Origin of the sequence: Micromonospora citrea (genome assembly GCF_049629545.1) — a bacterium.
In the GTDB taxonomy this organism is placed as follows: domain Bacteria; phylum Actinomycetota; class Actinomycetes; order Mycobacteriales; family Micromonosporaceae; genus Micromonospora; species Micromonospora citrea_A.
The window spans coordinates 20,583-44,375 of sequence record NZ_JBNADX010000036.1; the positions used below are offsets into that span (position 1 = coordinate 20,583).

At 74.8% G+C, this 23,793-nt stretch carries 22 protein-coding genes and 1 pseudogene; 15 read left to right on the forward strand and 8 right to left on the reverse strand.

Going from position 1 to position 23,793, the window contains the following annotated elements; all coding sequences use genetic code 11:
- The first annotated feature begins 19 nt into the window (after positions 1-19).
- The 4 genes from ACPFP2_RS27460 (at position 20) to ACPFP2_RS27475 (ending at position 2,603) form a co-directional block, all read left to right on the forward strand.
- Positions 20-427 (forward strand): SSI family serine proteinase inhibitor, encoded by a 408-nt coding sequence (locus ACPFP2_RS27460; RefSeq protein WP_424092780.1) that lies wholly within the window; start codon positions 20-22, stop codon positions 425-427.
- Between the two features lie 146 nt (positions 428-573).
- The gene (locus ACPFP2_RS27465; RefSeq protein ID WP_424092782.1) at positions 574-1,449 is read left to right on the forward strand and encodes a pentapeptide repeat-containing protein; all 876 of its coding nucleotides are present in this window, start codon (positions 574-576) and stop codon (positions 1,447-1,449) included.
- 38 nt (positions 1,450-1,487) lie between these two features.
- Complete coding sequence (locus tag ACPFP2_RS27470) at positions 1,488-1,742, forward strand: hypothetical protein (RefSeq protein ID WP_424092783.1); 255 nt, start codon at positions 1,488-1,490, stop codon at positions 1,740-1,742.
- 132 nt (positions 1,743-1,874) lie between these two features.
- Positions 1,875-2,603, forward strand: coding sequence for a tyrosine-protein phosphatase (locus ACPFP2_RS27475; protein WP_424092785.1), 729 nt, complete (start codon positions 1,875-1,877; stop codon positions 2,601-2,603).
- Here ACPFP2_RS27475 and rnhA read toward each other — a convergent pair.
- Positions 2,569-3,063 (reverse strand): ribonuclease HI, encoded by a 495-nt coding sequence (gene rnhA / locus ACPFP2_RS27480; RefSeq protein WP_424092787.1) that lies wholly within the window; start codon positions 3,061-3,063, stop codon positions 2,569-2,571. The genes ACPFP2_RS27475 and rnhA overlap by 35 nt on opposite strands.
- Positions 3,064-3,192: 129 nt before the next feature.
- Here rnhA and ACPFP2_RS27485 point away from each other — a divergent pair, with 129 nt between their 5' ends.
- The gene (locus ACPFP2_RS27485) at positions 3,193-4,296 is read left to right on the forward strand and encodes a serine hydrolase domain-containing protein (RefSeq protein ID WP_424092789.1); all 1,104 of its coding nucleotides are present in this window, start codon (positions 3,193-3,195) and stop codon (positions 4,294-4,296) included.
- 24 nt (positions 4,297-4,320) lie between these two features.
- Here the strand turns inward: ACPFP2_RS27485 and ACPFP2_RS27490 are convergent, their stop codons facing one another.
- A complete protein-coding gene (locus ACPFP2_RS27490) occupies positions 4,321-5,526 on the reverse strand; it encodes a lycopene cyclase family protein (RefSeq protein WP_424092791.1) in 1,206 nt (401 codons plus the stop codon).
- 80 nt (positions 5,527-5,606) lie between these two features.
- Here ACPFP2_RS27490 and ACPFP2_RS27495 point away from each other — a divergent pair, with 80 nt between their 5' ends.
- Together ACPFP2_RS27495 and ACPFP2_RS27500 are read left to right on the forward strand one after the other, a co-directional pair.
- Positions 5,607-6,713, forward strand: a complete 1,107-nt coding sequence (locus ACPFP2_RS27495) for a hypothetical protein (RefSeq protein WP_424092793.1) — start codon at positions 5,607-5,609, stop codon at positions 6,711-6,713.
- A 63-nt stretch (positions 6,714-6,776) separates the two neighbouring features.
- Complete coding sequence (locus ACPFP2_RS27500) at positions 6,777-7,835, forward strand: Gfo/Idh/MocA family protein (RefSeq protein WP_424092795.1); 1,059 nt, start codon at positions 6,777-6,779, stop codon at positions 7,833-7,835.
- On the opposite strand, the gene ACPFP2_RS27505 is transcribed toward ACPFP2_RS27500, so the two are convergent.
- Entirely contained in the window at positions 7,825-9,075 is a 1,251-nt protein-coding gene (locus ACPFP2_RS27505; RefSeq protein ID WP_424092797.1) for an MFS transporter, read from the reverse strand. The genes ACPFP2_RS27500 and ACPFP2_RS27505 overlap by 11 nt on opposite strands.
- A 101-nt stretch (positions 9,076-9,176) precedes the next feature.
- On the opposite strand from ACPFP2_RS27505, the gene ACPFP2_RS27510 reads away from it, so the two are divergent.
- The 3 genes from ACPFP2_RS27510 to ACPFP2_RS27520 are packed head-to-tail and all read left to right on the forward strand — an operon-like array spanning position 9,177 to position 11,325.
- Positions 9,177-10,001, forward strand: a complete 825-nt coding sequence (locus tag ACPFP2_RS27510; RefSeq protein WP_424092799.1) for a class I SAM-dependent methyltransferase — start codon at positions 9,177-9,179, stop codon at positions 9,999-10,001.
- 42 nt (positions 10,002-10,043) lie between these two features.
- Positions 10,044-10,775 (forward strand): class I SAM-dependent methyltransferase, encoded by a 732-nt coding sequence (locus ACPFP2_RS27515; RefSeq protein WP_424092801.1) that lies wholly within the window; start codon positions 10,044-10,046, stop codon positions 10,773-10,775.
- A gap of 31 nt (positions 10,776-10,806) precedes the next feature.
- Positions 10,807-11,325, forward strand: a complete 519-nt coding sequence (locus tag ACPFP2_RS27520) for a pyridoxamine 5'-phosphate oxidase family protein (protein WP_424092803.1) — start codon at positions 10,807-10,809, stop codon at positions 11,323-11,325.
- Positions 11,326-11,432: 107 nt separating this feature from the next.
- Here ACPFP2_RS27520 and ACPFP2_RS27525 read toward each other — a convergent pair whose 3' ends face one another.
- Positions 11,433-11,960, reverse strand: a complete 528-nt coding sequence (locus ACPFP2_RS27525; RefSeq protein ID WP_424092805.1) for a hypothetical protein — start codon at positions 11,958-11,960, stop codon at positions 11,433-11,435.
- Between the two features lie 448 nt (positions 11,961-12,408).
- Between ACPFP2_RS27525 and ACPFP2_RS27530 the strand changes: the two genes are divergently transcribed.
- The 3 genes from ACPFP2_RS27530 to ACPFP2_RS27540 all read left to right on the forward strand — a co-directional run bounded on the left by ACPFP2_RS27530 (position 12,409) and on the right by ACPFP2_RS27540 (position 14,798).
- The gene (locus tag ACPFP2_RS27530; RefSeq protein ID WP_424092807.1) at positions 12,409-12,897 is read left to right on the forward strand and encodes a hypothetical protein; all 489 of its coding nucleotides are present in this window, start codon (positions 12,409-12,411) and stop codon (positions 12,895-12,897) included.
- Between the two features lie 94 nt (positions 12,898-12,991).
- A complete protein-coding gene (locus ACPFP2_RS27535; RefSeq protein ID WP_424092809.1) occupies positions 12,992-13,615 on the forward strand; it encodes a class F sortase in 624 nt (207 codons plus the stop codon).
- A 73-nt stretch (positions 13,616-13,688) separates the two neighbouring features.
- Complete coding sequence (locus ACPFP2_RS27540; RefSeq protein WP_424092811.1) at positions 13,689-14,798, forward strand: magnesium and cobalt transport protein CorA; 1,110 nt, start codon at positions 13,689-13,691, stop codon at positions 14,796-14,798.
- 7 nt (positions 14,799-14,805) lie between these two features.
- On the opposite strand, the gene ACPFP2_RS27545 is transcribed toward ACPFP2_RS27540, so the two are convergent.
- Complete coding sequence (locus tag ACPFP2_RS27545; RefSeq protein WP_424092813.1) at positions 14,806-15,810, reverse strand: phosphotransferase; 1,005 nt, start codon at positions 15,808-15,810, stop codon at positions 14,806-14,808.
- A gap of 89 nt (positions 15,811-15,899) precedes the next feature.
- Between ACPFP2_RS27545 and ACPFP2_RS27550 the strand changes: the two genes are divergently transcribed.
- Positions 15,900-16,667: an SGNH/GDSL hydrolase family protein gene (locus ACPFP2_RS27550; protein ID WP_424092819.1), complete on the forward strand. Its 768-nt coding sequence runs from the start codon at positions 15,900-15,902 to the stop codon at positions 16,665-16,667.
- Positions 16,668-16,865: 198 nt separating this feature from the next.
- Complete coding sequence (locus ACPFP2_RS27555; RefSeq protein ID WP_424092814.1) at positions 16,866-17,633, forward strand: TIGR02452 family protein; 768 nt, start codon at positions 16,866-16,868, stop codon at positions 17,631-17,633.
- Positions 17,634-17,664: 31 nt separating this feature from the next.
- Here ACPFP2_RS27555 and ACPFP2_RS27560 read toward each other — a convergent pair whose 3' ends face one another.
- From ACPFP2_RS27560 to ACPFP2_RS27570, 3 genes and pseudogenes are all read right to left on the reverse strand, one after another.
- A complete protein-coding gene (locus tag ACPFP2_RS27560; protein WP_424092816.1) occupies positions 17,665-18,282 on the reverse strand; it encodes a disulfide bond formation protein DsbA in 618 nt (205 codons plus the stop codon).
- Between the two features lie 140 nt (positions 18,283-18,422).
- The gene (locus ACPFP2_RS27565; protein ID WP_424092821.1) at positions 18,423-21,794 is read right to left on the reverse strand and encodes a DUF7507 domain-containing protein; all 3,372 of its coding nucleotides are present in this window, start codon (positions 21,792-21,794) and stop codon (positions 18,423-18,425) included.
- Positions 21,795-21,872: 78 nt separating this feature from the next.
- A pseudogene (locus ACPFP2_RS27570) lies at positions 21,873-23,267 on the reverse strand (choice-of-anchor A family protein); the annotation flags it as partial.
- Between the last annotated feature and the right edge of the window lie 526 nt (positions 23,268-23,793).

Here is a 23,793-nt window from a genome sequence, read left to right on the forward strand (position 1 = left end):
CAACCGGAAGGACGTCACCATGTCCCTCGCCCGACGCGCCGCCGCCGTCGTCACGGCCGCCATCCTCGCCGTCGCCGCGGCGATGCTGCTCCCCCGGCCGGCCGAGGCCGCCCCACGGGTCGGCCCGCACACCCCGTCGGTGCTGGTGTTGCAGACCGAACGGCAGGACGAGCAGCGCACGGCCCTGCTGCTGTGCGGCCCGACCGGCGGCACCCACCCCGACGCGGCGACCGCCTGCCGTACCGTGGCCCGCGTCGACGGCGACCTCGCCGCGCTGGAGTTCGACGAGGGGCCCTGCACCTACGAATACGCACCGGTCACGGTCCACGCCTGGGGGTACTGGCAGGACCGGCCGGTGAACTGGTCGGAGACGTACGGCAACCGGTGCCTCATGCTGCGCGGCACCGGCGCGCTGTTCGACTTCTGACCGCAGCGGCGCGGCGCCCGTTCCTGGGGAGCGGGCGCCGCGTCCCGCCCCTCCCCGCCGCCGGCACTGCCTGCCGCCGGACGGACAATGGGCCGGGGCCCGATCCGGCGGCCCGGAAACGCCGAAACCGTGGGAGACCGCTCACCGTGTCCGGAACACCCCCGGAAGGGGAACTGCGCGCCGACTGCGCCCGCTGCGTCGGGCTGTGCTGCGTCGCCCCGGCGTTCGCCGCCTCCACCGACTTCGCCCTGGACAAGCCCGCCGGGCAACCGTGCCCGAACCTGCGCCCGGACTCGCGCTGCGACATCCACGACCAGCTGCGCGAGCGGGGCTTCCCCGGCTGCACCGTGTTCGACTGCTTCGGCGCCGGGCAGCAGGTCACGAGCACCTTCGGTGGACAGGACTGGCGCGACGACCCGAGGACCGCGACAGCGATGTTCGCCACCTTCACCGCCGTACGACCGCTGCACGAGCTGCTCTGGTACCTCACCGAGGCGGTGACGCTCACCCCCGACGGCCCGCTGCGCGACGAACTGCGCGACGCCGTGCGGCGGACCCGGCAGCTCACCAGCGGCAGCCCGGACGAGCTGCGGGCGATGGACGTCGACGCGTACCGGGGGCAGGTCAACCCGCTGCTCGCCCGGGCCAGCGAGCAGGTCCGGGCCGGCCACGACGGCGTCGACCACCGGGGGGCGATGCTGCTCGGCGCCGACCTGCGCCGGGCGTACCTGATCGGGGCGAACCTGCGCGGGGCCTGCCTGGTCGGCGCGGACCTGCGCGGCGCGGACCTGCGGGCCGCCGACGTCACCGGCGCGGACCTGCGCGGGGCCGACCTGCGCGGCGCGGACCTGCGCGGCACCCTCTTCCTGCACCAGTCCCAGCTCGACGCGGCCCGCGGCGACCGGGGCACCCGGCTGCCGGCGGCGCTGCGTCACCCCGGGCACTGGTCGGGGCTGACGCTCACCCCCGTGCACCGACCGCGCCCGCCCGGGCGCGCCGGGGCGGGCCGACGCGGCCGGTGAGGTGTTTGCCGGCCCACCAGACGGGCAGGTAGGTCGGCATGACCGACGAACAGCGCACCGACCGGGCCAGCACCGACGAGCCGGACGGCACCTCGGCGTACGAGGCGTCGCTGCGCCCGCCGGGCGACTCCCTGCGCGGCACCGAGGACACCGGCGACGACTTCGCGGACCTGCCCGCCGAGGAGCACCTGTCGGCACGGGAGACCAGCCGGGCAGGGTACGACGTGGACGCGGTCACCGGGGCGGGTGACCCGTCCGAGGAGGAAGCGGTCAACCCCGCCAGCGAGGTGTAGCCGGCCCGACAGGCGTGGGCCCGGTCGGCGTCGTCCGGCCGGGCCCGACGTGTGCCACGGCTCGCCGTGATCACCGCCGTGTCCGGCGTCGTGGGACCACGCCGCCGACGGCGGATCGGTAGGGTGCGGCGGGTGGGCAGGCAGATCCCGTTCGACCGGTTACACAACTTCCGGGACCTCGGCGGCTGGCGGGCCGGTGACGGGCGCACGGTGCAGTGGGGGCTGCTGTACCGGTCCGACTCGCTGCACAAGCTGACCGGGGCCGACCTCGACCGGTTCCGGGCGCTCGGCGTACGCACCGTGATCGACCTGCGCTACCCGTCGGAGATCGCCGCGCGCGGCCGGGCGCCGCAGCTGCCCGACCTGAGCTGGCACAACCTCAGCGTCGAGCACCGCCCCTACGATCAGGCCGAGATCGACCCGGACGCGGACCCGTGGCGGTACCTCGCCGACCGGTACGCCGAGGTCGCCGTCGACGGGGCCGGCGAGCTGCGCCAGGCGCTGGAGACGATCGCCGCCGCCGACGGGCCGCTGGTGTTCCACTGCGCGTCCGGCAAGGACCGCACCGGCCTGCTCGCCGCCCTGCTGCTGGCCCTGCTCGACGTCGACGAGGAGCAGATCGCCGAGGACTTCGCGCTCACCGAGGCGGCCACCGACCGGCTGGTCGCCGACTGGCGGGCCGCCCACCCGGGGCGCACGCTGCGCTGGCCCTGGTACGGCCGCGCGCCGGCCGACGTCATCCGGCTGTTCCTGGCCGACCTGACCGCCACGCACGGCTCGGTGCGCGGCTACGCCCGCGACCGGCTCGGGGTGGACGACGCCCTGGTCACCGCCCTGCGCGGGCGGCTGCTGGCACGCTGAGGGCGGCCCGCGCCTCGGCCATCCCCCGGTTGGCCAGCGCGTCGGCCCGCTCGTTCTCCGGGTGGCCGTTGTGCCCCTTCACCCACAGCCAGGTCACGTCGTGCCGGGCGCAGGCCGCCTCCAGCCGCTGCCACAGGTCGGCGTTCTTCACCGGCTGCTTCGCCGCCGTCCGCCAGCCGTTGCGCTTCCACGAGGCCAGCCAGCTGGTGATGCCGTTGCGCACGTACGTGCTGTCGGTGTGCAGCCGGACGGTGACCGGCCGGGTCAGCGTCTCCAACGCCTCGATCGCGGCGGTCAGCTCCATCCGGTTGTTCGTGGTCGGGGTCGCCTCACCGCCGCACAGCTCCCGCTCGTGGCCGCCGTAGCGCAGCACGACGCCCCAGCCTCCCGGACCGGGGTTGCCGCTGCACGCCCCGTCGGTCCAGATCTCCACGACCTTGTCGCACTCCGCCTGCGCCATGCCGCAGAACCTACCGGTGCCCGCTGCCGCCACCGGCGCGCGGTCGCTCCGGCGGCGCGTCGCGCCCGGCTCTCCGCCGGGCGAAAACCGGCGGCGTGCCGGCGGCGGGCTCTGGCAGAGTCGGCGTCCATGACCGATGGACCGGACGGACTACGCGCCGAGGTGCGCGCGACCCTCGACGACCTCGTCGGCAGCGGCCGGGAGACCGGGGTGCAGGTCGCGGCGTACCTGCGGGGCGAGCCGATCCTCGACGAGGTGGCCGGCGTCGCCGACCGGGTCACCGGACGCCCGATGACCGCCGACACGCCGATCTTCGGCGTCTCCACCGCCAAGGGGCTCACCGCCACCGTGGTGCACGTGCTCGCCGAGCGCGGCGCACTCGACTACGACCTGCGGGTGGCGGACGTGTGGCCGGAGTTCGCCCGCCACGGCAAGGACGGCGTCACGCTGCGGCACCTGCTCACCCACACCGCCGGGCTGCCCACCCTGCCGGCCGACGTGACGCCGGAGGACTTCACCGACTGGGACCGGATGTGCGCCCTGATCGCCGACGCCGTCCCGCTCTGGACGCCCGGCGCGCGGATCGCGTACCACGCGTGGACGTTCGGCTGGCTGGTCGGCGAGGTGGTCCGCCGGGTCACCGGACGCCGCATCTCCCAGGTGCTCGCCGAGGAGGTCGCCGCGCCCCTCGGGGTCGCCGGTGAGCTCTTCTTCGGGGTGCCCGAGGCGGACCTGGACCGGCTGGCCCGGCTGGAGGACGCCGGCCTGTCCGCGATGCTCGACGTCGCCGGCGCGCACCTGCCGAACCTCGACCGGGTCGCGCCGCCCGCCGTCCGCCCGGACGCGACGATCGGCAGCCGGCCCGACGTCCTGCGGGCGGACGTCCCGGCGGTCGGCACCCTCACCGCCCGCGCCGCCGCCCGCACGTACGCGGCACTGATCGGCACGGTCGACGGGGTGCGCCTGATCTCCGCCGAGCGGCTGCACGCGGTGTCCACGGTGGCGGCACACGGCACCGAATGGGTGTTCGGCGCCCCGACGGCGTTCGGCCTCGGCTACGCCGTCGACGACGACGGGGCGTTCGGCACCGCCGGCAGCGGCGGCAGCCTCGCCTACGCGTACCCGGAGCTGGGGCTGGCGGTGGCGGCCACGCGCAACCGGCTCGGCGCGAACGACGGCGACCCGATGGAAGGGCTGCGCAGGCTGATCCGCGACGCGGTGCGCGCCGGCTGAGCCCGGCTCGGCGACGACCGGAGGCTAGGCGTCCGCGCGGCGGCGGTCCCGGGACCCCGACGCCGGCGTCAACCGGGCACGCAGCCGGCCGGCGGCGTCACCGAGCACCGCCGAGGTCATCGGCAGCAGCGGGCTGGACCGCATCACCGCCAGGTCCTCGGCGACGCCGGTGGCGCCGTCGAGGAACCGCAGCACCCGCTGCGGCGGGTTGCGGTCGAAGAGCCGGTCGAAGAACTCCGGGCCGCCGACCGCCCGACGGTCCAACGCCCGCAGCGCGACCGCGTCCATCCACAGGTGACGACCCGGGTACGCCGGTCGGGGCACCGGGGCCCGGCCGGCCGCCACCGCCCGGGCCACCTGCTCGGCCTGCCGGCGCATCGCGGAGAAGGTGAACCCGGTCGACGGGCGGGTGGCCCCACCGGCGGTGCCGAGGCGGACCACCCGGGCCGACGGCCGGCGCTCGAACGGCGCGTCGGTCATCGGGATCACCCCGTCCTCCACCTCCCGTACGGTCAACGCGCCCAGGTCGAGCCCGAGCAGCGCGGCGTAGCCGCGCAGCGCCGCGTCGTACGCCGCGTCGTCGATCGGCGCCGGGGAGAACTCGGTGTACTCGACCAGGGCGTACCGGTCGCTGACCGGCAGCACGTAGCCGAAGGAGACCCCCCGGGCCGGCTGCGGGGTGCGGAAGTCCATCAGCACCGCCCGGTCCGGGTCGAACACCGGCGTGGCGGACTCCAGCCACCAGCCACGGAAGTGCTGCAACCAGCTCGTGCGGCCGGATCGACGGGGCGGCCGGGGGCTGGAGTCGAGGACCCAACGGGCCCGCAGCAGCGCCGCACCGTCGCCGTCGCGGACGGTCACCCCGGCGCCGTCGTCGTCGAGCGCGTCGACCGCCGCGTCGATCCGGGTGGCGCCGAGCCGCCGCTCCGCCTCGGCGGCGCGCTCGTACAGCGGGCCGGAGCGCAGCATCGCGTACCGCAGCGGGGCGAGGTCGAGCACCCGCCGCCGGGCCGTCGTGGTCACCTCCACCCGCCGCCAACTGGCGCTGAGCATCGGCTCCAGGTCCGCGTCCGGGGCGCCCCAGAACGCCCAGGTGCGGTCCTGGCCCCGCTTGCGCACCGGGTCGAGCACGGCGACGCGCAGCCCGCGCAGGTCGTGCCGGTCCAGCGCGGCGAGCACCAGGGAACCGGCGCCACCGCCACCGACGAGGGCCAGGTCGACGTTCTCCACCCGCCCACGCTGTCACACCTGCCTGCCCCGCCGGGCGCGGCCCCCACGGCGGTCGCCCCGGGCCGGTACGGTGCGGCGGCATGAGCGTCCGACACGCCAACGCCCTCACCGCCCGCTGGACGTCGCACCTGGACGACCGGCAGAGCGTGCTCTCCGGCGCGGGCGCGTACCCGCTGCTCGCCCTGCTCGCCCGGCACGCGGCCGGTCCCGCCCGCGACGAACTACGGGCCGTCGCCCCCGACCTCGGCGACCTCGGCCTCGACGGCTCCCCCACCACCCGGCTCGCCGTCGGCTTCTGGTCCCGCCGTGGGCTGCCGCTGGGCGAGGCGTGGCGGCGCGACGTGCCCGCCTCGATGCGCGGCGAGCTGACCGGCGACCCGACGGTCGACCAACCCGTCCTGGACCACTGGGCGGCCACCCGCACCGACGGGCTGGTCGACCGGATGCCGGTGCGCGTCGACCGCGGCACGGCGCTGGTGCTGGCCGCCGCACTGTCGGTGCGCACCGACTGGACCACCCCGTTCGGCGAGGGCTGGTCGCAGCCCCGGCAGGGCCCCTGGCAGGGCCGCCGGCTGGCCACCCTGCGCCGCAGCGACGGCGACCTGACCGCGCTGCGGGTGGCACGGACCGAGGCCGGAGCGGTCAGCCTGCTGACCGTGCCCGGCGACGCCGACGTCGACGTGGTGCTGGCCCTCGGCGAGCCCGGCCGCCCGGCGCCGGCCGTCCTGCCGGCCGCGATCGGCGCGCTGACCGGCGGCCCGACCCTGCCGCAGCCCGCCGGACCCGGCGTCACCGAACAGACCGTCGAGGCGTTCGACGACCGCCCCGAACTGCGCGTCGCCACCGTCGCCTTCGCCGTCGACGCCGACCACGACCTGCTGCGCCGGCCCGACCTGTTCGGGCTGGCCGCCGCCACCGGCGACGGCGACCACTTCCCGGGCATCTCCCCACAGCTCAGCGTCGACCAGGCCCGGCAGACCGTACGGGCCGAGTTCTCCGCCACCGGGTTCCGCGCCGCCGCGGTCACCGCCGTCGCCGCGCGGGCCGGCTCCGCGCCGCCCCGGCACACCGTGCCCAAGCGGGTCCTCCGCCTCGATGTCGACCGCCCGTTCGGGTTCCTCGCCGTGCACCGCGGCACCGGCCTGGTGCTCGTCGCCGGCTGGGTGACCGACCCGACTCCCGGCTGACCGCACCGGCCCGCGCCCCGCCCGGGGCGTAGGTTCGGAAGTCGGACCGGCGGAGGGGGCACGATGAGCGACGCGCTGCGGGTGGGGCTGCTGGGGTACGGGATCGCCGGCCGGGTGTTCCACGCCCCGCTGATCGCCGCCACCCCGGGGCTGCGGCTGCACGCCGTGGTCACCACCGACCCGGACCGCCGCGAGCAGGTCCGCCGGGAGCACCCCGACGCCCGCCTGGTCGACGACGCCGACCTGCTCTGGCGTACCCCACTGGCACTGGACCTGGTCGTGGTGGCCACGCCGAACCGGCAGCACCTGCCGATGGCCCGGGCCGCGATCGACGCCGGCCTGCCGGTCGTGGTCGACAAGCCGCTCGCCGCCACCGCCGCCGAGGGCCGGGCGCTGGTCGACGAGGCGCACCGGCGAGGCGTCCCGCTGACCGTCTTCCAGAACCGCCGCTGGGACGGCGACTTCCGCACCGCCCGACGACTCGTCGCCAGTGGCGAGCTGGGCCGCGTCACCCGCTTCGAGTCCCGCTTCGAACGCTGGCGACCGGCGATCAAGGCGGGCTGGCGGGAGAGCGCCGCCCCCGGCGAGGCCGGCGGCGCCCTCTACGACCTCGGCGCCCACCTGATCGACCAGGCGGTACAGCTGTTCGGGCCGGTGCGCACCGTGTACGCCGAGGTGGACCGACGCCGGCCCGGCGCGCTCGTCGACGACGACGCGTTCGTGGCGCTCACCCACACCGGCGGGGTCCGCTCCCACCTGTGGATGAGCGCGGTCGCCGCGCAGCTCGGCCCCCGGATGCGCATCCTCGGCGACCGCGCCGCGTACACCACCTACGGGCTGGACGTGCAGGAGGAGGCGCTGCGCGCCGGAGGCCGGCCGGACACGCCCGGCTGGGGCGAGGTCCCACCCGAGCGCCACGGCCACCTCGGCGTCGACGGCGAGCTGCGCCCGCTGCCCACCGAACCCGGCCGCTACCAGGACTTCTACGCCCAGCTCGCGACGGCGCTGCGCGACGGCGGCCCGCTGCCGGTCGACCCGGCCGACGCCGTCGCCACCGTCGAGCTGATCGAACTGGCGCACCGCTCCGCCGCCGAAGGGGTGGTGCTGCCGGTCAGCTCATGACCGGCTGCCGGGCCGGCGGGTCGGCGTACGCGGCGGCGACCGTGGCCCGGTCGAACACCCGCCAGGTCGCGGCCGACACCGCCACCGCCACGACGAACCCCACCCAGTACGGCGCGGTCAACCCGAACGCGCCGGCCACCACCCCGCCGAGCAGCGCCCCGGCGCAGTTGCCACCCGCGGCGACGAACAGCGTCGTCGCGCTCACCCGGCCCTGCAACGCCGACGGGGTCAGCCGCTGCCGCAGCGAGCTGAACACGATGCCCCACAGCGCCCCGTGCACCCCGAAGGCGAACAGCGCGGCACCGATCAACCAGGCGCTGGTCGAGGCGGCCAGGGCCAGGTGCAGGCCGGCCTCGACGAGCAGGCCGACCCGCACCGTCCAGGTCGCGCTCACCCGGGCGACCAGGCGGTCGCCGACACTCGCGCCGAGCAGCCCACCGACCGACATGCAAGTGAAGAGCAGTCCGTAGCCGACCGAGTCCAGGCCCAGGCGGTCGGTGGCCAGCAGGACCAGCACCGCCATGGCCGCGGTGAGGGTGAGGTTGAGCAACCCGATCAGCACCGCCATGGTGCGCAGCAACCGCTGCCCCGCCAGGAAACGGAACCCTTCGACGATCTCCGCGCGCACCGACCGGGTCGCCGGGCGGTCGGCGTCGGCGACCCCCCGGTACGACCCGGCGACCAGCGCGACGAGGACGGCGCTCAGCGCGTAGGTGCCGGCGTTGACCGCGAACGGGATGCTCTCGGCGACCACGAAGAGGAACCCGCCGAGCGGGCCGGCCAGCATCCCGTTGGCCAGCGTGGTCCCACCGCCCAGCCAACCGTTGGCCCGCTCCAGCCGCGCCCGGGGCACCACCGCCGGCAGCATCGCCTGACTCGCCGCCCGGAACACGATCTCACCGCTGTTGAGCAGGAACAGCACCGCGTAGAGCAGCGGCACCCCGGCCCGGCCGGTGAGCATCGCGCCGGCCAGCACGGCGAGGGCGAGCACCCGCACCACGTCGATGACCACCATCAACCGACGGCGGTCCACCCGGTCGGCGAGCACCCCGCCGGGCAACGCGAACAGCAGCCAGGGCAGCCACGCCACCCCGGCGGCCACCGACACCACCAGCGGGTCGTCGGTGCGCGCCGCCACGTACAGCGGCGCGGCGACCGTGGCCATGCCGCTGCCCAACGCCGACAGGGTGCTCGCCGCCCACAACCTGGCGAACCGCCCGTCCAGTCTCTCCCCCGTCACGGCCAGGCAACCTACCAGCGCCGACCCGCCCCGCCCGAGGCGTTATCCGGACAGCCGAATCGCCGTTGTACGCCCACCTCACCGTGTGGCACGGTCTGCCGGTGACCGACTACCGCGACCTCAACCGGGCCAACTGGGACGAGCGCGCCCCCGCCCACGCCGCCTCCTCCGACTACGCGGTGCGACGCTTCGCCGCCGACCCGGCGTACCTCAGCGAGGTGGTCCGCTTCGACCTGCCGCGCCTCGGCGACGTGGCCGGGCTGCGCGGCGTGCACCTGCAGTGCCACATCGGCACCGACACCGTCTCGCTGCACCGGCTCGGGGCGCGGATGACCGGGCTGGACTTCTCCGGCGCGTCGCTGGCCGAGGCCCGCGCCCTGGCCGAGCGGGCCGACGCCGCCGTCGACTTCGTCCAGGCCGACGTGTACGACGCCGCCGGCGTGCTCGACCCGGGCGGCTTCGACCTGGTCTACACCGGTGTCGGGGCACTGTGCTGGCTGCCCGACGTCCGCCGCTGGGCGCGGGTCGTCGCCGCGTTGCTGCGCCCCGGCGGGCGGCTCTTCCTGCGCGAGGGGCACCCGATGCTGTGGGCGTTGGACGACGCCCGCCCGGACGGGCTGCTGGTGGTCGACCACCCGTACTTCGAGCGCCCCGAGCCGACGGTGTGGGACGAGCCCGGCACGTACGTCGACACCGACGTGACGTTCCGGCACAACACCACCCACGAGTGGAACCACGGCCTCGGCGAGGTGGTGACGGCGCTGCTCGACGCCGGCCTGGAGCTGACCATGCTGGTCGAGCACGACAGCGCTCCCTGGGACGCGTTGCCCGGCCGGCAGGTGAAGGACGCCCACGGCGAGTGGCGGTTGACCGACCGGCCCTGGCGGCTGGCGCAGACGTACACCCTGCAGGCCCGGCGGCGGTAAACCGGTGGCCTGCTCAGCCTCGTCGATGCTTGGCTGCACGGTATGAGCGGACTGAACGACCCGGCCTTCTTCGACCGGTACGCCCACGAGTACGACGTGCGGGACAATCCCGATCCCGCCCCCGCCGTCGAGTTCCTGGCCGCTCTCGTCCCCGCCGGTGGGCGGGTCCTGGAGCTGGCGATCGGCACCGGCCGGGTCGCCGTGCCGCTCGCCCGGCGCGGTGTCGCCGTGGAGGGGATCGAGGGTTCGCCGGCGATGCTGGAGCGGATGCGGGCCAAGCCGGGCGGCGAGGACATCCCCGTCGTCGCCGGCGACATGGCCGATGTCGACGTGGACGGCCCCTTCCACCTCGCCTATCTGGTCTTCAACACCCTGTTCAACCTGCCCGACCAGGATCGGCAGGTGGACCTGTTCACCGGGGTCGGCCGGGTCCTCGCCCCCGGCGGGCTGTTCGTCGTCGAGGCGTTCGTCCAGGACCTGCGCGACTTCGACCGCGACCAGCGGGTCGCCACCCGCCGGATCACCGAGGACTCGGTGCAGATGGAGTTCCTCCAGCACGACCCGGCGGCGCAGGCGGTCACCTACCAGCGGGTGACCTTCGACGCGCAGGGTACGACGCTGCGGCCGCTGCGGCTGCGCTACTGCTGGCCGGCCGAGTTGGACCTGATGGCCCGCCTCGGCGGCATGCGGCTGCGGGAGCGGTGGAACGACTGGGACCGCAGCCCGTTCACCGCCGCCAGCCGCCAGCACGTCTCGGTGTACGAGCGGGTCTGACGACGCGGCGGCGACGATGGGAGGATCTGGCATGCCCGTCACCAACCCCTGGCTCGCCGGCCCCGCCCCCACCGCCCGCCTCGACCGCGACCGCCTCGAAGAGCGCATCCTGAACCTGCTGTCGTCGCAGAACATGTGCGTCCTCGCCACCGCCGGGCCGCACGGTCCACTCGCCACCCCGGTGCGCTACTTCCACCTCGACTTCACGGTCATGTTCACCGCCGCCGCCGACTCGCCGAAGATGCGCAACATCGCCGCCGACCCGCGCGTCTCGGTCGGGATCTTCGCCCCGCTGGTCGGGCAGGCCAGCAGCCGGGGCGCGCAACTGTTCGGCCGGGCCGGGGTGCGGCACCCGGGCGACGCCGACTTCGACCACCACTGGCCCGCCGTGCGTTGGCAGTCCGACCACGTGGAACGGTCCCGGTCGTTGGACGATCCGCCGACCGGCCCGCTGGTCGTCGTCGAGGTGGAGCGGATCGTCTACACCGAACACTGGCTGCGCCGCGACGGATACGCCCCACGCCAGTTCTGGCGCCGCGTCCCACGGTAGCCACCGCACGGCCGGCGCTCTCGCGCCGACGCCCGGTCAAGTCCCCCTCTTCGCGAGGCTGAAGGCCGTGCCGACGGCATGGGTGACGTCACCGCCCCTAGTGCATCCTAGGAGGCTAGCTGCCCGACTACGCCGGTCAGGCGCGCGGGTGGACAGGCAACCAGGCGGCTGCCTGTGGTGGACAAGCAGCCGAATGGTTGCCTCGTCCGGTAGCGGCGCTCCGCCTCCGCCGCGGACCCCATCCACCGCTGGTCCCGGGCGATCCCGCGCCGCAACACCTCGTCGAACCCGATGTCGACCCAGATCCGCAGGTCCCACCACGGATCCAGCTCCGGGCGCTGGAGGAACACCCCGTCGGCGAGCAGCACCGCGTTGTCCGCCGCGACGTGCCACGGCCCGTCGACGGCAGCGCGTGCCGGCAGGTCTGCGACCGCGTCGCGGTAGCGTCGGTCGCCGCCGGGGCCGAGGGGCCGCAGCAGCAGGTCGCGGATCGCGGTGTGGTCCCAGGAGTCGAGGTAGTAGCTCTCCGGCGAGTCCTGCGGGTACGCGGTGCGCCGCGCGACGAGTCGCTTGAAGTGGTCGATGCCGACCCGGACCACCTGCCGATCGGTGCGACCCCGCACCGCCTCGGCCAACTCGTCGGCGAGGGTGGTCTTCCCCGCCGGAGCCCGGTCCTGCCCCGGTTCGGCCCTGCCCGCACCGTCCTGCCTGGAGCAGGCACTCGTCCCTTTCCCGCCGACTCGTCCCCGGCCACGACTGCGGGCACCGGTCCGCCGACGATTTCCGGCGATCCGGGCCGGACCTCGCGCACGGATACGACCGCCCCGGACGGCCGCAGACCGGCCGAACCGGACGAGGGGGCACGCCCCGGAGCAGCCCGACGGGTGGTGTGTGCGTTCCTGGCCGGGCATTTCCGCAGCTCCCGGCCAGACAGAAAACACGTGACGGCAACGAGGATTTCTCATTTTGGCCGACCTCGGGGCCCAACCCTCCTAGTGTTGGCCACACCGGTGCTAGTTACGGAGTTGGCCACCCGAACGACGTCCCACGCAGACAGCGGACGAAAAGTGAGGGAAGACGCGTATGAAGGCACAGAGAGTTCTCGTATCGGCAGCGCTCGGCGTGGGACTCGGCATGCTCGCCCTGCCCGCCGCCGCGCTCGCGCAGACCACGGTGTCCCCGTCCACGACGCCGGTCGGCGGCACGGTGGTGCTCACCGCGACGGGCTGCAATCCGAAGGCCGGAGATGCGATCTTCCGCGTCACCGGGCCGAACCGGGACCAGAACGTCCGCTCGACCACCGCCGCGGCCGGCGGCGGGCTGAGCGCCGAACTCTTCACCGCCGGCTTCACCCTCGGCACCTACACGGTGACCGCCACCTGCGGTGACGGCAGCTCCGCCGGCACCGCCACGTTCACCGTCACCCCGATCGGCGGGGCGCCCGCCGGTGGTGGTGGCGGCGACGGCGCCCCTGCCGGCCTGCTCGCCGCGGGGGGCGCGCTGGCCGGAGCCGCCGCGATCGGGGCGACCGTCCTGGTGCGCCGTCGACGCCGGGCGGCCACCGTCGCCTGACCGCAGACACCACACGAACCATCCCTCGGGACGGGTGCCCGCGCCGCAGACGGCGAGGGCACCCGGACCACATCGCCATCGGGGAGGCGCGGCGATGACCCGTTTCACCCGTACCCGGGCGGCGGTGGCCGCGACGACCGTGGCCGCCACGGCCGGGATCGCCCTGATCGCCGTGGGGCTGACCGCGACCCCGGCGGCTCCGCCGCAGCCCGGCGCGGACGCCCGCGGCACGGACCGCGGCAGCTCCCCGGGACCCGTGCTGCCCCGCTCGGAGCCACGGCGCATCGAGATCCCCGCGATCGGCGTACGCGCCGAACTCGTCCCGGTCGCCGGCGACCCGAACGGCACCCTGGAGGTGCCGCCGCTGGACCAGCCCGCCGTGGCCGGCTGGTACCTGCCGGGCGCGAGCCCCGGCGAGGCCGGCAACGCCGTCGTCGTCGGACACGTCGACACCCGCGACGGGCCGGCGGTCTTCTTCGAGCTGGGCCGGCTGCGCCCCGGGGACACCGTCCTGGTCACCCGCGGCGACGGCCGGGTGGTGACCTTCGTCGTGGACGGCGTCGGGGCGTACCCGAAACGGAACTTCCCCACCGCGATGGTCTACGGCCCGGGCGGGCCCGGCGCGGCGCTGCGGCTGGTGACCTGCGGCGGGCGCTTCGACGAACGCTCCCGCGACTACTCCGACAACATCGTGGTCCGCGCCACCGCCGTGTCCTGATCCACCCCGCGGCCGGCTGCGGCGCCGCCGTACTACGGTGGGCCCTCGGCAGGGCGAGGCGGAGGTGGACCGGGTGCGACGGCGAGCGGTGGCGGCACGGCTGGTCCCCCGGCTGGGATCGCTGGTCGGGCGGCTGCTCCGACTCGACGAGGGGGTGGACGCCCCGGCCGCCCGACGGTCCAACCCGGACGCCGTGGTCGACTGCGCGGTCTACGCGCACGGCCGTCGGGAACCGGGACGCCCGCACTACGCCGACGCCCACGCCCGCTCCCGCCGGGGCCGCGGCACCTTCGTCTGGCTCGGCCTGCACGACCCGGACCCGGCGGTGATGGCCCAGGTGGGCGAGGTCTTCGGCCTCGACGAGCTCCTCGTGGCCCAGGCCCTCACCGACGGGCACCGCCCCACCGTGCAGCGGCACGGCGACGTGACGCTGCTGGTGGCGCGTACCGCCGGGTACGTCGAGCACAGCGAACTGACCGCCACCTCGGAGGTGGTCGACACCGGGGACGTCATGGTCTTCCTCGGCGACCGGTTCGTGGTGACCGTCCGGCACGGCGCCTCCGGCGCGTTGGCCACGGTCCGCGAGGAGCTCCAACGCCGCCCGTCGGTGCTGGCCCAGGGGCCGTGGGCGGTGGCGTACGCGGTGACCGACCGGATGGTGGACCTGTACCTGGAGGTCGCCGCCCACCTGGAGCACGACCTGGAACGGGTGGAGGAGAGCGTCTTCGCCCCGGACCGCTCCCCCGACATCCAGCACGTCTACCAGCTCAAGCGGGAGCTGGTGGAGTTCAAGCGGGCGGTGCTGCCGCTGGCCGAGCCGATCCGCGCGCTGGTCGCCGTCCGTGACGGTGGGCCGCCGCCCGGGCTGCGCCGCTGGTTCGTCGACGTCGAGGGGCGGCTGGCCCGGGCGGTCGACCGGGTCGCCGCGTACGACGAGCTGCTCAACTCGGTCCTGCAGTCCCGCCTCGCCCAGCTCGCCGTCGAGCAGAACAACGACATGCGCAAGATCGCGGCCTGGGCGGCGATCGCCGCCACCCAGACCGCCGTGGCCGGGGTGTACGGGATGAACTTCGCGCACATGCCCGAGCTGAAGTGGACGTACGGCTACCCGGCCGCGCTGCTGGTGATGGCGACCGCCGCCATCACCCTGCACCGGCTGTTCCGCCGCTCCGGTTGGCTCTAGCACCCCGTCACGGCCGGTCGAGGTCGGCCAGTTCCCGGGCGAGCTGAGCGGCGAGCCAGGCGACCCGGCCCGGATCCGATCCGACGGTGATGCCGCGGCTGGGCATCTCGACGGTCATCAGCAGGTAGAGGTGGAGCCGGTAGAGGCCGCAGCGGCGGCGCGCCCCGTCGTCGTCCAGCCCGACCGCAGGGCCGGCCGTCCGGTAGCCGCGCAGGAAGGCGTCGTCCGGCTCGTCCTCGGTCCGGCGCCCGAGCAGCGGTGAGACCAGGTCCATCACCGGGTCGCCCCACAGGTGACGCTCACCGTCGACCAGGCCGGTGAGCCGGTACGCGCCGTCCGGGCCGGCGTCGGCGAGGACGTTGCCGGCCCAGCCGTCGAAGTGCAGCAGCGCCGGACGGCGTACCGCGTCGAGCACACCGGCGTGCCGGTCGACCAGTTCCCGCAGCCGGGACGCGGGCACGGGCAGCGGCACCGCCCAGTCGACCGCGTCGGCGAGCAGGTCGTCCAGCATCGCGGTGAACGCCGCCCGCCAGGTCGGCCCGGACGCCCGGCCGTCGTCGTAGCCGTACCGGTCGCCGGTGACCCGGTGCAGCGTGGCCAGCGCCGCGCCGAGTTCCGCCCGGACCGACTCGGCGGGCACCCCGTCCGCGGCGAGGTCGGCCAGGGTACGGCCGGACAGGTGACCGACGAGCAGCCAGTCGCCGAGGTCGGCGTCGCTGCCGTGGTGCAGCAGTGGCGGGACCGGTACGCCGGGCGCCCGCTCGGCGACGAGCCGCAGGTAACGTGCCTCGGCGGCGATCAGTCCTCGCTCGTAGCGCAGCAGCGGCACCTGCGGCGGTGGTCCGACCTTGAGCACCACGGTGCGCCCGTCGTCGAGGGTCACCCACCAGACGGCGGCGAAGCCGCCCCCGGTCAGCGGTCCGCAGTCGGTCACCCGGACGGCCGCGCCGAGCGAGGCGGCGACGTAGCGGCGTACCTGGCCGGGGTCGAGCAGGCGTCGGGTGGGGCTCATCCGGCGTACGCTATCCGCCCGGCGGCCCGGCCGTCGCCCGCCGCGGGCCCACCGGGCACGTCGACGGACGCCCTAAGCTGGCGGTCGTGATGTGGCGGCGGTACGTGGCGATCGGTGACAGCACCACCGAGGGACTGGACGATCCGGACGGCGCCGGCGGCTACCGTGGCTGGGCCGACCGGTTCGCCGAGGCCGTCGCCCGCGCCCAGGGCGGCCTGGAGTACGCGAACCTGGCGATCCGGGGCCGCACCACCGCCCGGATCCTCGCCGAGCAGTTGCCGTCGGCCCTCGACCTCGCCCCCGACCTGTGCACGGTGGTCGCCGGCATGAACGACGTGCTGCGTCCCTCCTTCGACGCCGCGCGGATCGCCGCCGACGTCGGGACCATGCAGCGGGCCCTGGTCGGCCAGGGCACGACCGTGCTGACGTTCACGCTGCCCGACCCGGTGCCGGTGATGCCGCTGGCCCGTCCACTGCGCGGCCGGATCGTCGCCCTCAACGCGGCGCTGCGCCGGGTCACCGCCGACACCGGCGCCACCCTGGTGGACTTCGCCGCACACCCGGTCGCCTCCGACCCTCGACTGTGGAGCGACGATCGCCTGCACGCCAACAGCGCCGGCCACCAGCGGATCGCCGCGGCGCTGGCGTACACCGCCGGACTGCCCGGGCACGACGACTCGTGGACCCGCCCGTTGGATGTCCTGCCCCGGCGGCGCGGCCACGAGGTGCTCCGCGCCGAGCTGGCCTGGACCCGCCGGCACCTGCTGCCCTGGCTGGGGCGGCACCTGCGGGGGCGGTCCTCCGGCGACGACCGGGTGGCGAAGCGTCCGGTGCCGCTCCCGGTCGAGCCGGCCTGAGTCGGCATCGACGTCGCCGGGCGCGGCGGTGACTGCACGCCGCCCGGGCCGGTGGGCGCGGCGGCCTGCGGCGCCGGGCGGTGGCGGCGGGCCGGGACAGGCCGACGCCGGGTCGCGGACGGGGCCGACACCAGGCAGATGCCGGGCCGGGGAGAAAAGCCGGCGGACAGGATCGTCTCGGGTCGGCATGATGGCCCGGTGAACCGCACCCAGCGGGCGGCGCTGGCCGCCGAGACCGACCGCCTGGTCGCCGAGGGCCGGTACGGCCCGGTGCCCGCCGCCACCCTGCACCTGCCCGACGAGCCGCTGCCCGAGCCCGGCCCGGTCGGGGCGTCCACGGTGCAGGTGACCGACGAGACCACCCTCGCCGCCGCCCGACGGCTCGCCGCCACCGGCGCCGACCCGGTCGCCTGCCTGAACTTCGCCTCGGCGAAGCACCCCGGCGGCGGGTACGCCACCGGCGCGCAGGCCCAGGAGGAGAGCCTCGCCCGGTCGTCCGCGCTGGTCGCGAGCCTGCGCACGGCCCCGCAGTTCCACGAGCACCACCGGACGCTGCGCGACCCGCTCTACACCGACCGGGTCGTGCACTCCCCCGACGTGCCGGTGTTCCGCGACGACGCGGGGCAGCTGGTCGAGCCGTACCGGGTGGCCTTCCTGACCGCGGCGGCGCCGAACGCCGGGGCGCTGCGTCAGCCGGCCGACCTGGCCGGGGCGCTGCGCCGGCGGGCGGCGCGGGTGCTCGGCGTGGCGCTGGCGCACGGGCACCGGCGGCTGGTCCTCGGGGCGTGGGGCTGCGGCGTGTTCCGCAACGACCCCGCGCAGGTGGCAGCCGCCTTCGCCGATCTGCTCGGCCCGGACGGCCGGTACGCGGGCGCGTTCGACCTGGTGGTCTTCGCGGTGCCGGACGCGACGAACCGCGGTCCGTTCGCCGCCACGTTCGGCGGCGGCGAACGGTCGGCGGGCTGAACGGCGTGGCGCGGTCGGCGGGCTGCGCGGCTCAGCGCTCGATCGGCGGTCGGGTGCGGGCGCGCTTGAGTTCGAAGAAGCCGTCGGTGCCGGCGACCAGCACCACGCCGTCCCAGAGCCGGCCGGCGTCCTCGCCGCGCGGGATCGGGGCCACCACCGGCCCGAAGAACGCGGTGTGCCGCCCGGCCGGGTCGGTGACGTGGATGGTCGGGGTGCCCAGGTCCTCGCCGACCGGGTCCAGGCCCGCGTGGTGGCTGGCGAGCAGCGCCTCGTCGTACCCGGTCTGCTCGGCCGCGTCGGCCAGGTCGACGGGGAGCCCCACCTCGCGCAGCGCCGCCTCGTAGAGCTCCCGCCCGATCGGGGCGCGGTCGTGGTGGATCCGGGTGCCCAGGGCGGTGTAGAGGTCGCGCAGCACCTCGTTGCCGGCCTTCTGCTCCGCCGCGACGGCGACCCGGACCGGGCCCATGCCCGGCTCCAGCCACTCCCGGTACCACTGTTCGAGGTCGTCGCGGCCGTCGTTGAGCACGCTGAGGCTCATCACGTGGAAGCGGACCCGCACCGGGCGGACCCGCTCCACCTCCAGCAGCCAGCGGGAGGCGTTCCACGCCCACGGGCAGCGCGGGTCGAACCACATGTCGGCCGTCGTCATCGTCGGTCCTTCCAGGATCGGTGTGCGTACCGTCGATCCTGGCGATCGGATCGGCCCAGCAGGAGTGCCGATCCGCGTCGGTCGGAGTGGGCCGATCCCGGCCGGGCCGGCGTCACCGCCGGCCCGGCCGGGCCGTCCGGTCAGGCCGGGTCGCCGGTGCGGCGACGGCGGGTGAGGAGCACCAGCGCCACCCCGAGCAGCAGGGCCACCACGGCCGCGCCCGCGAGCACCGGTACGGGGAACACATCGCCGGTCACCGGCAGCTTGCCGCCCTTGACCGGGATGGTCAGCCGCGACTCGGGCGAGACCGGGGCCGGCCCCGCCGGCGGGGTGCCGGTCGCCGTCGCGGTGTTGGTGATCGACCCGTGGCGCACGTCGGCCCTGCTGACGGTGTAGACCGCCTGGCAGGTCACCGACGCGCCGGCGGCCAGCGTCACCGATCCGTTCGGGGCCCGGTCCGGCCCGCAGGTGATCGGGCCGAGGTTCGCCGGGTCGGCGGGCGCGACCAGGGTGTCGGTGACGGTGACCCCGGTCAGCGCGACGGCCCCGACGTTGCTCACCAGGAATTGGTACGGCACCCGTTCGCCCGCCCGGTGCGCCTTGTGGACCGGCGAGGACTTGACCACCGTGATCGCCGCGTCCCGGGTGGCGGTGACCGTGGCCGAGGCCGGTTCGGAGCGGACCGGGTCCAGCGGCGGCGCGCCCGGCACGTCCGGCGGAGTGCCGGTGGCGACGGCGGTGTTGGTGATCCGGCCTGCCTTCAGGTCCGCCTTGGTCACCGCGTAGGTGGCGGTGCAGGTGACGCTCTGGCCCGGGTCGAGGGATACCTCCCCGTTCGGCACGTCGCCGCAGCTGATCGCGGGCGACGGCCCGGTGCCCGAGAAGCTGGTCTCGTCGACCGTCACGGAGGTCAGCGTGGTGTTGCCGGTGTTGGTGACCACGTACCGGTAGGTGACGGTGTCATCGGGGCGGGACACCACCTGCGGACTCACCGACTTGGTCAGGCCGATCGACGGCTTGAGCACCGGCAGGTCCAGCGGCGACGGCGGGGACACCGGCCGCGGGCCGAACGGCGGGGTGCCGGTGGCAGTGGCCACGTCGAGCAGGGACGCCTGCGCGTAGTCGGCCGGCGAGACCGTGTACGTGGCCCGGCACTCGATCGACTCACCGGGGGCGAGGGTGACCTGCCCGTTCGGGATGTCGTCGGGGCCGCACACGATCGGTGACAGGAAGGCCCGGTCCGCCGGGAAGAGCAGGGTGTCGTTCACCGTAACCCCGGTCAGGGTGAGTCCACCGGTGTTGACCACCAGGTACCGGTACCGGACCTGCTGCCCCACCTCGGTGATGCCGGTGGTGGTGGAGGCCTTGACCACCTGGACGGCCGCCTCGATGTCGGCGTCGGGAATGGTGAGCGACGACGGCGAGGACTCCACCGGCGCGGTGGCGCCCGGCGCGGTGCCCCGGGCGACCGCCGTGTCGCTGACTCCGCCGTTGTCCAGGTCGGCCTGGGTCACCGTGTAGGTCGCCGTGCAACTCGTCGAGGCGCCCGGGGCCAGGGTCGTGGCCGCGCAGCTGACCGGGCCGAGGTTGACGTTCGACGACGGCGGGGTCTGGGTGTCGACGACGGTCACGTCCGTCAGGGTGAGCCCACCGGTGTTGACCACGTGGAAGTCGTACGGCACCTGCTGCCCGACCGCGTTGATGGTGACGGTGGTGGACGCCTTGACGACGGCGATCGACGCGCCCACCTCGGTGGCCGGGATGGTCAGCGAGGACGGCGGGGACTCGACCGGCGTGGTGGCGCCGGGCGGGGTGCCTCGGGCGATCGCCGTGTCGCTGACCGCGCCGTTGTCCAGGTCCGCCTGGCTGACCGTGTACGTGGCGGTGCAGGTGGTGGACTCCCCGGGCGTCAGGGTCGTCACCGGACAGGTGACCGGTCCCAGGTTCGCATTCGACGAGGGCGGCGTCTGGGTGTCGACGACGGTCACGTCCGTCAGGGTGCGCCCGCCGGTGTTGGTGACCAGGAACTCGTACGGCACTTGCTGTCCCACGGCGTCGATGGTCGTGGTGGTGGAGTGCTTGACCACGGCGATGCCGGCCACCACGTCCTCGGCCGGGATGGTCAGTGCCGACGGGGCGGACTCGACCGGTGTGGTGGTGCGCGGCGGCGTGCCCCGGGCGACCGCGGTGTCGGTGACGCCGTCGTTGTCGAGGTCGGCCTGGGTGACGGTGTAGGTGGCGGTGCAGGTGGTGGACTCCCCCGGGGCGAGCGTGGTCACCGGGCAGGTGATCGGCCCCAGGTTCGCGTTCGACGAGGGCGGCGTCTGGGTGTCGACGACCGTCACGTCGGACAGCGTCTGGTTGCCGGTGTTGGTGACCAGGAACCGGTACGGCACCTGCTGGCCCACGGCGTCGATGGTGGTGGTCGGCGAGTGCTTGACCACCGCGATGGCGGGTGTCGGCTCGCCGGTGACGGTCAGGGACGACGGCGGCGAGACCACCGGGTCGCCACCGCCCGGCGGCGTGCCCCGAGCGGTGGCGGTGTCGGCGAGCACCCCGGCGTCGAGGTCGGCCTGGGTGACGGTGTACGTGGCGGTGCAGGTGGTGGACTCCCCCGGGGCGAGCGTGGTCACCGGGCAGGTGATCGGCCCCAGGTTCGCGTTCGACGACGGCGGCGTCTGTACATCGGTCACCGCCACCTGCGTCAACGTCAACCCGCCGGTGTTCACCACCAGGAACCGGTACGGCACCTGCTGCCCGACCGCGCTGATGCCGGTCGTCGTCGACGACTTGGTCACCGCGATCGAGGCGGTCACCCCGGCCTGCGGGATGGTCAGCGTCGACGGCGGCGACTGCACGGGGGTGGTGCTGCCCGGCGGGGTGCCGCGCGCGGTCGCGGTGTCGGTCACGCCGTCGTTGTCCAGGTCGGCCTGGGTGACGGTGTACGTGGCGGTGCAGGTGGTGGACTCCCCCGGGGCGAGCGTGGTCACCGGGCAGGTGATCGGCCCCAGGTTCGCGTTCGACGACGGCGGCGTCTGTACATCGGTCACCGCCACCTGCGTCAACGTCAACCCGCCGGTGTTCACCACCAGGATCCGGTACGGCACCTGCTGCCCGACCGCGCTGATGCCGGTCGTCGTCGACGACTTGGTCACCGCGATGGACGCCTCGATCCCCGAGTCGGGGATGGTGAGCGTCGACGGTGGCGAGGTGACGGGGGTGGTGCTGCCCGGCGGGGTGCCCCGGGCGGTGGCCGTGTCGGTGACCCCGCCGTTGTCCAGGTCGGCCTGGGTGACCGTGTAGGTGGCGGTGCAGGTGGTCGCCGCCCCGGGCACGAGCGTGGTCACCGGGCAGGTGATCGGCCCCAGGTTCGCGTTCGACGACGGCGGCGTCTGCACGTCCGTCACCGCCACCTGCGTCAACGTCAACCCGCCGGTGTTCACCACCAGGAACCGGTACGGCACCTGCTGCCCGACCGCGCTGATGCCGGTCGTCGTCGACGACTTGGTCACCGCGATCGACGCCTCGACGCCGGCGACCGGGATGGTGAGCGAGCTGGGGTCGGAGAGGACGGGGCTGGTGGTGCCGGGCGGGGTGCCCCGGGCGGTGGCCGTGTCGCTGACCGCGCCGTTGTCCAGGTCCGACTGGGTGACCGTGTACGTGGCCGTGCAGGAGGTGGACGCGCCGGGATCCAGGGTGGTCACCGGGCAGCTGACCGGGCCGAGGTCGCCACCGGACGACGGCGGGGTGCGGACGTCGGTGACGGCGACGTCGGTGAGCGGCACCGTACCGGTGTTGACCACCTGGTACGTGTACGGCACCTGCTGGCCGACGGTGTCGACGGTGACGGTGGTCGAGGACTTCACCACGGCGATGCTGGCCTGGGTGGCGCCGTCGCAGGCGAGGGTGGTGCTGAACGGGAAGTAGTGGATCTCGCCGCCGCGGTGGTCGAGGGTCCGGGTGATGATGCTGCCCTCGGTGTTGCTCGCCGACAGGTCGATCAGGTCGGCGTTCGGGGCGTAGATGCTGCCCTCGATGGTACGGGCGGCAGGGGTGAGGGTGATCCGGGTGGCGGTCGGGAAGTTGATCAGGATGTAGCGGGCCTCCTCGCCGCCGATGCCGGAGAAGTTCGGCGCGGTCCAGGCGAAGTCGTTGCCGACACCGGTGGTGTCCACGTTGATCAGCAGCGGGGTGCTGGCGGTGGGCCGGCTGGCGAAGGTCAACGTCTCGATGTTGCCGAGGTCGGTGGCGCTGATGTTCAGCACGTTCGTCACGCCGGGGGCGAGCGTCACCACGGCGTTGCTGCCCGGCGGGATCGGCCGGGGCAGCACGTCACCGTTGGGGGTCCGCAGCACCACGGTGTTGTCGCAGGTCGCCAGGCCGGTGGAGGTGCTGCGGAAGTCGGCGAAGGCGGCCTCGAAGTTGATTGGGGAGGTGGGGCCGACGCTGCTCGGCGCCTGCCGGGTGGTCAGTTCGACCCGGGGCGTGGCGTCGTAGTCGTTCGTCGGCAGGATGCGGGTGTTCACCTGCGCGCCGTTGTTGTCGGTGTCCCGGACGAAGGTGCCGGTCAGGTCACCGACCTTGGCGTACCCGCCGGAGAGGACCTGGAGCCGGGAGCCGGGGACGCTGCCGGCGAAGTCGACCCGCCCGCCCACGACCAGGGCGGTAGGGCGGGTGTCCCCGGGCGCGACGAAGGAGCCGACGCTGTTGTTGGCGAGCTGGTAGGTGCCGAAGGTGAGGTTCCCCCCGACGGCCATGGTGCCCTCGTTCTCGGCGCTGATCGCGCTCACGTCGCCCTCGGTCATCACCCCGAAGCTGAGCGCCGGCGCTACCGGGTTGACCGGGCCCACACCTGAGACGGCGACCAGCCGGTTGTCCGGCCGGTACGACGGTGGCGCCACCGAGCCGCTGACGAGCAGCATCCCGATCGCGGCGACGGCGGCCAGGGTCCGCCGCCGAGGTCTGGTACAGAACAGCCTTTGCATTTTGCCCCCGTTTGTCCGACTCGGTGCGCAGCGTATCCGTGGGGCGGCTGTGACGAGGAGTGTTCGGAGATCATGAGGGCGCTTCCAGGCGGTCACCGGCTCGGCTCGTGCCGTCTGACGGGTGAGCCGGCCTGTCACCGGATATCCGGTCTGACCTGCGGGGTCCCGTGGTCGGGGCCACCCCGGTGGCGGAATCGGCGACGGGGCCGGGGCGTTGTACATGGCATAACCACCGGCGCTCCCGCACGGGACGCCCGACAACGCGGGCCACCGGGTCGGTCAGGCCGAGGAATGCGGGCGTCGCCGGGCGGGTTACATTACCGGGCACTAGGCAAGGCAACCGCATCCCCGGCCCTCGAGACCCCCCCCGGAATGCAGGCCCGGCCGGATCGGTTACATCCCCCGGACACCCGAGCAGGCCCCGCCGCCAGGCGTCCCCCCGGACCCCGCGCAGGCACCGCCGCCGGAGACGTCCCCCGAACCTCCCCCTTTGCGGCACACCGCCCCCCAGCGCACTGCCGCATCC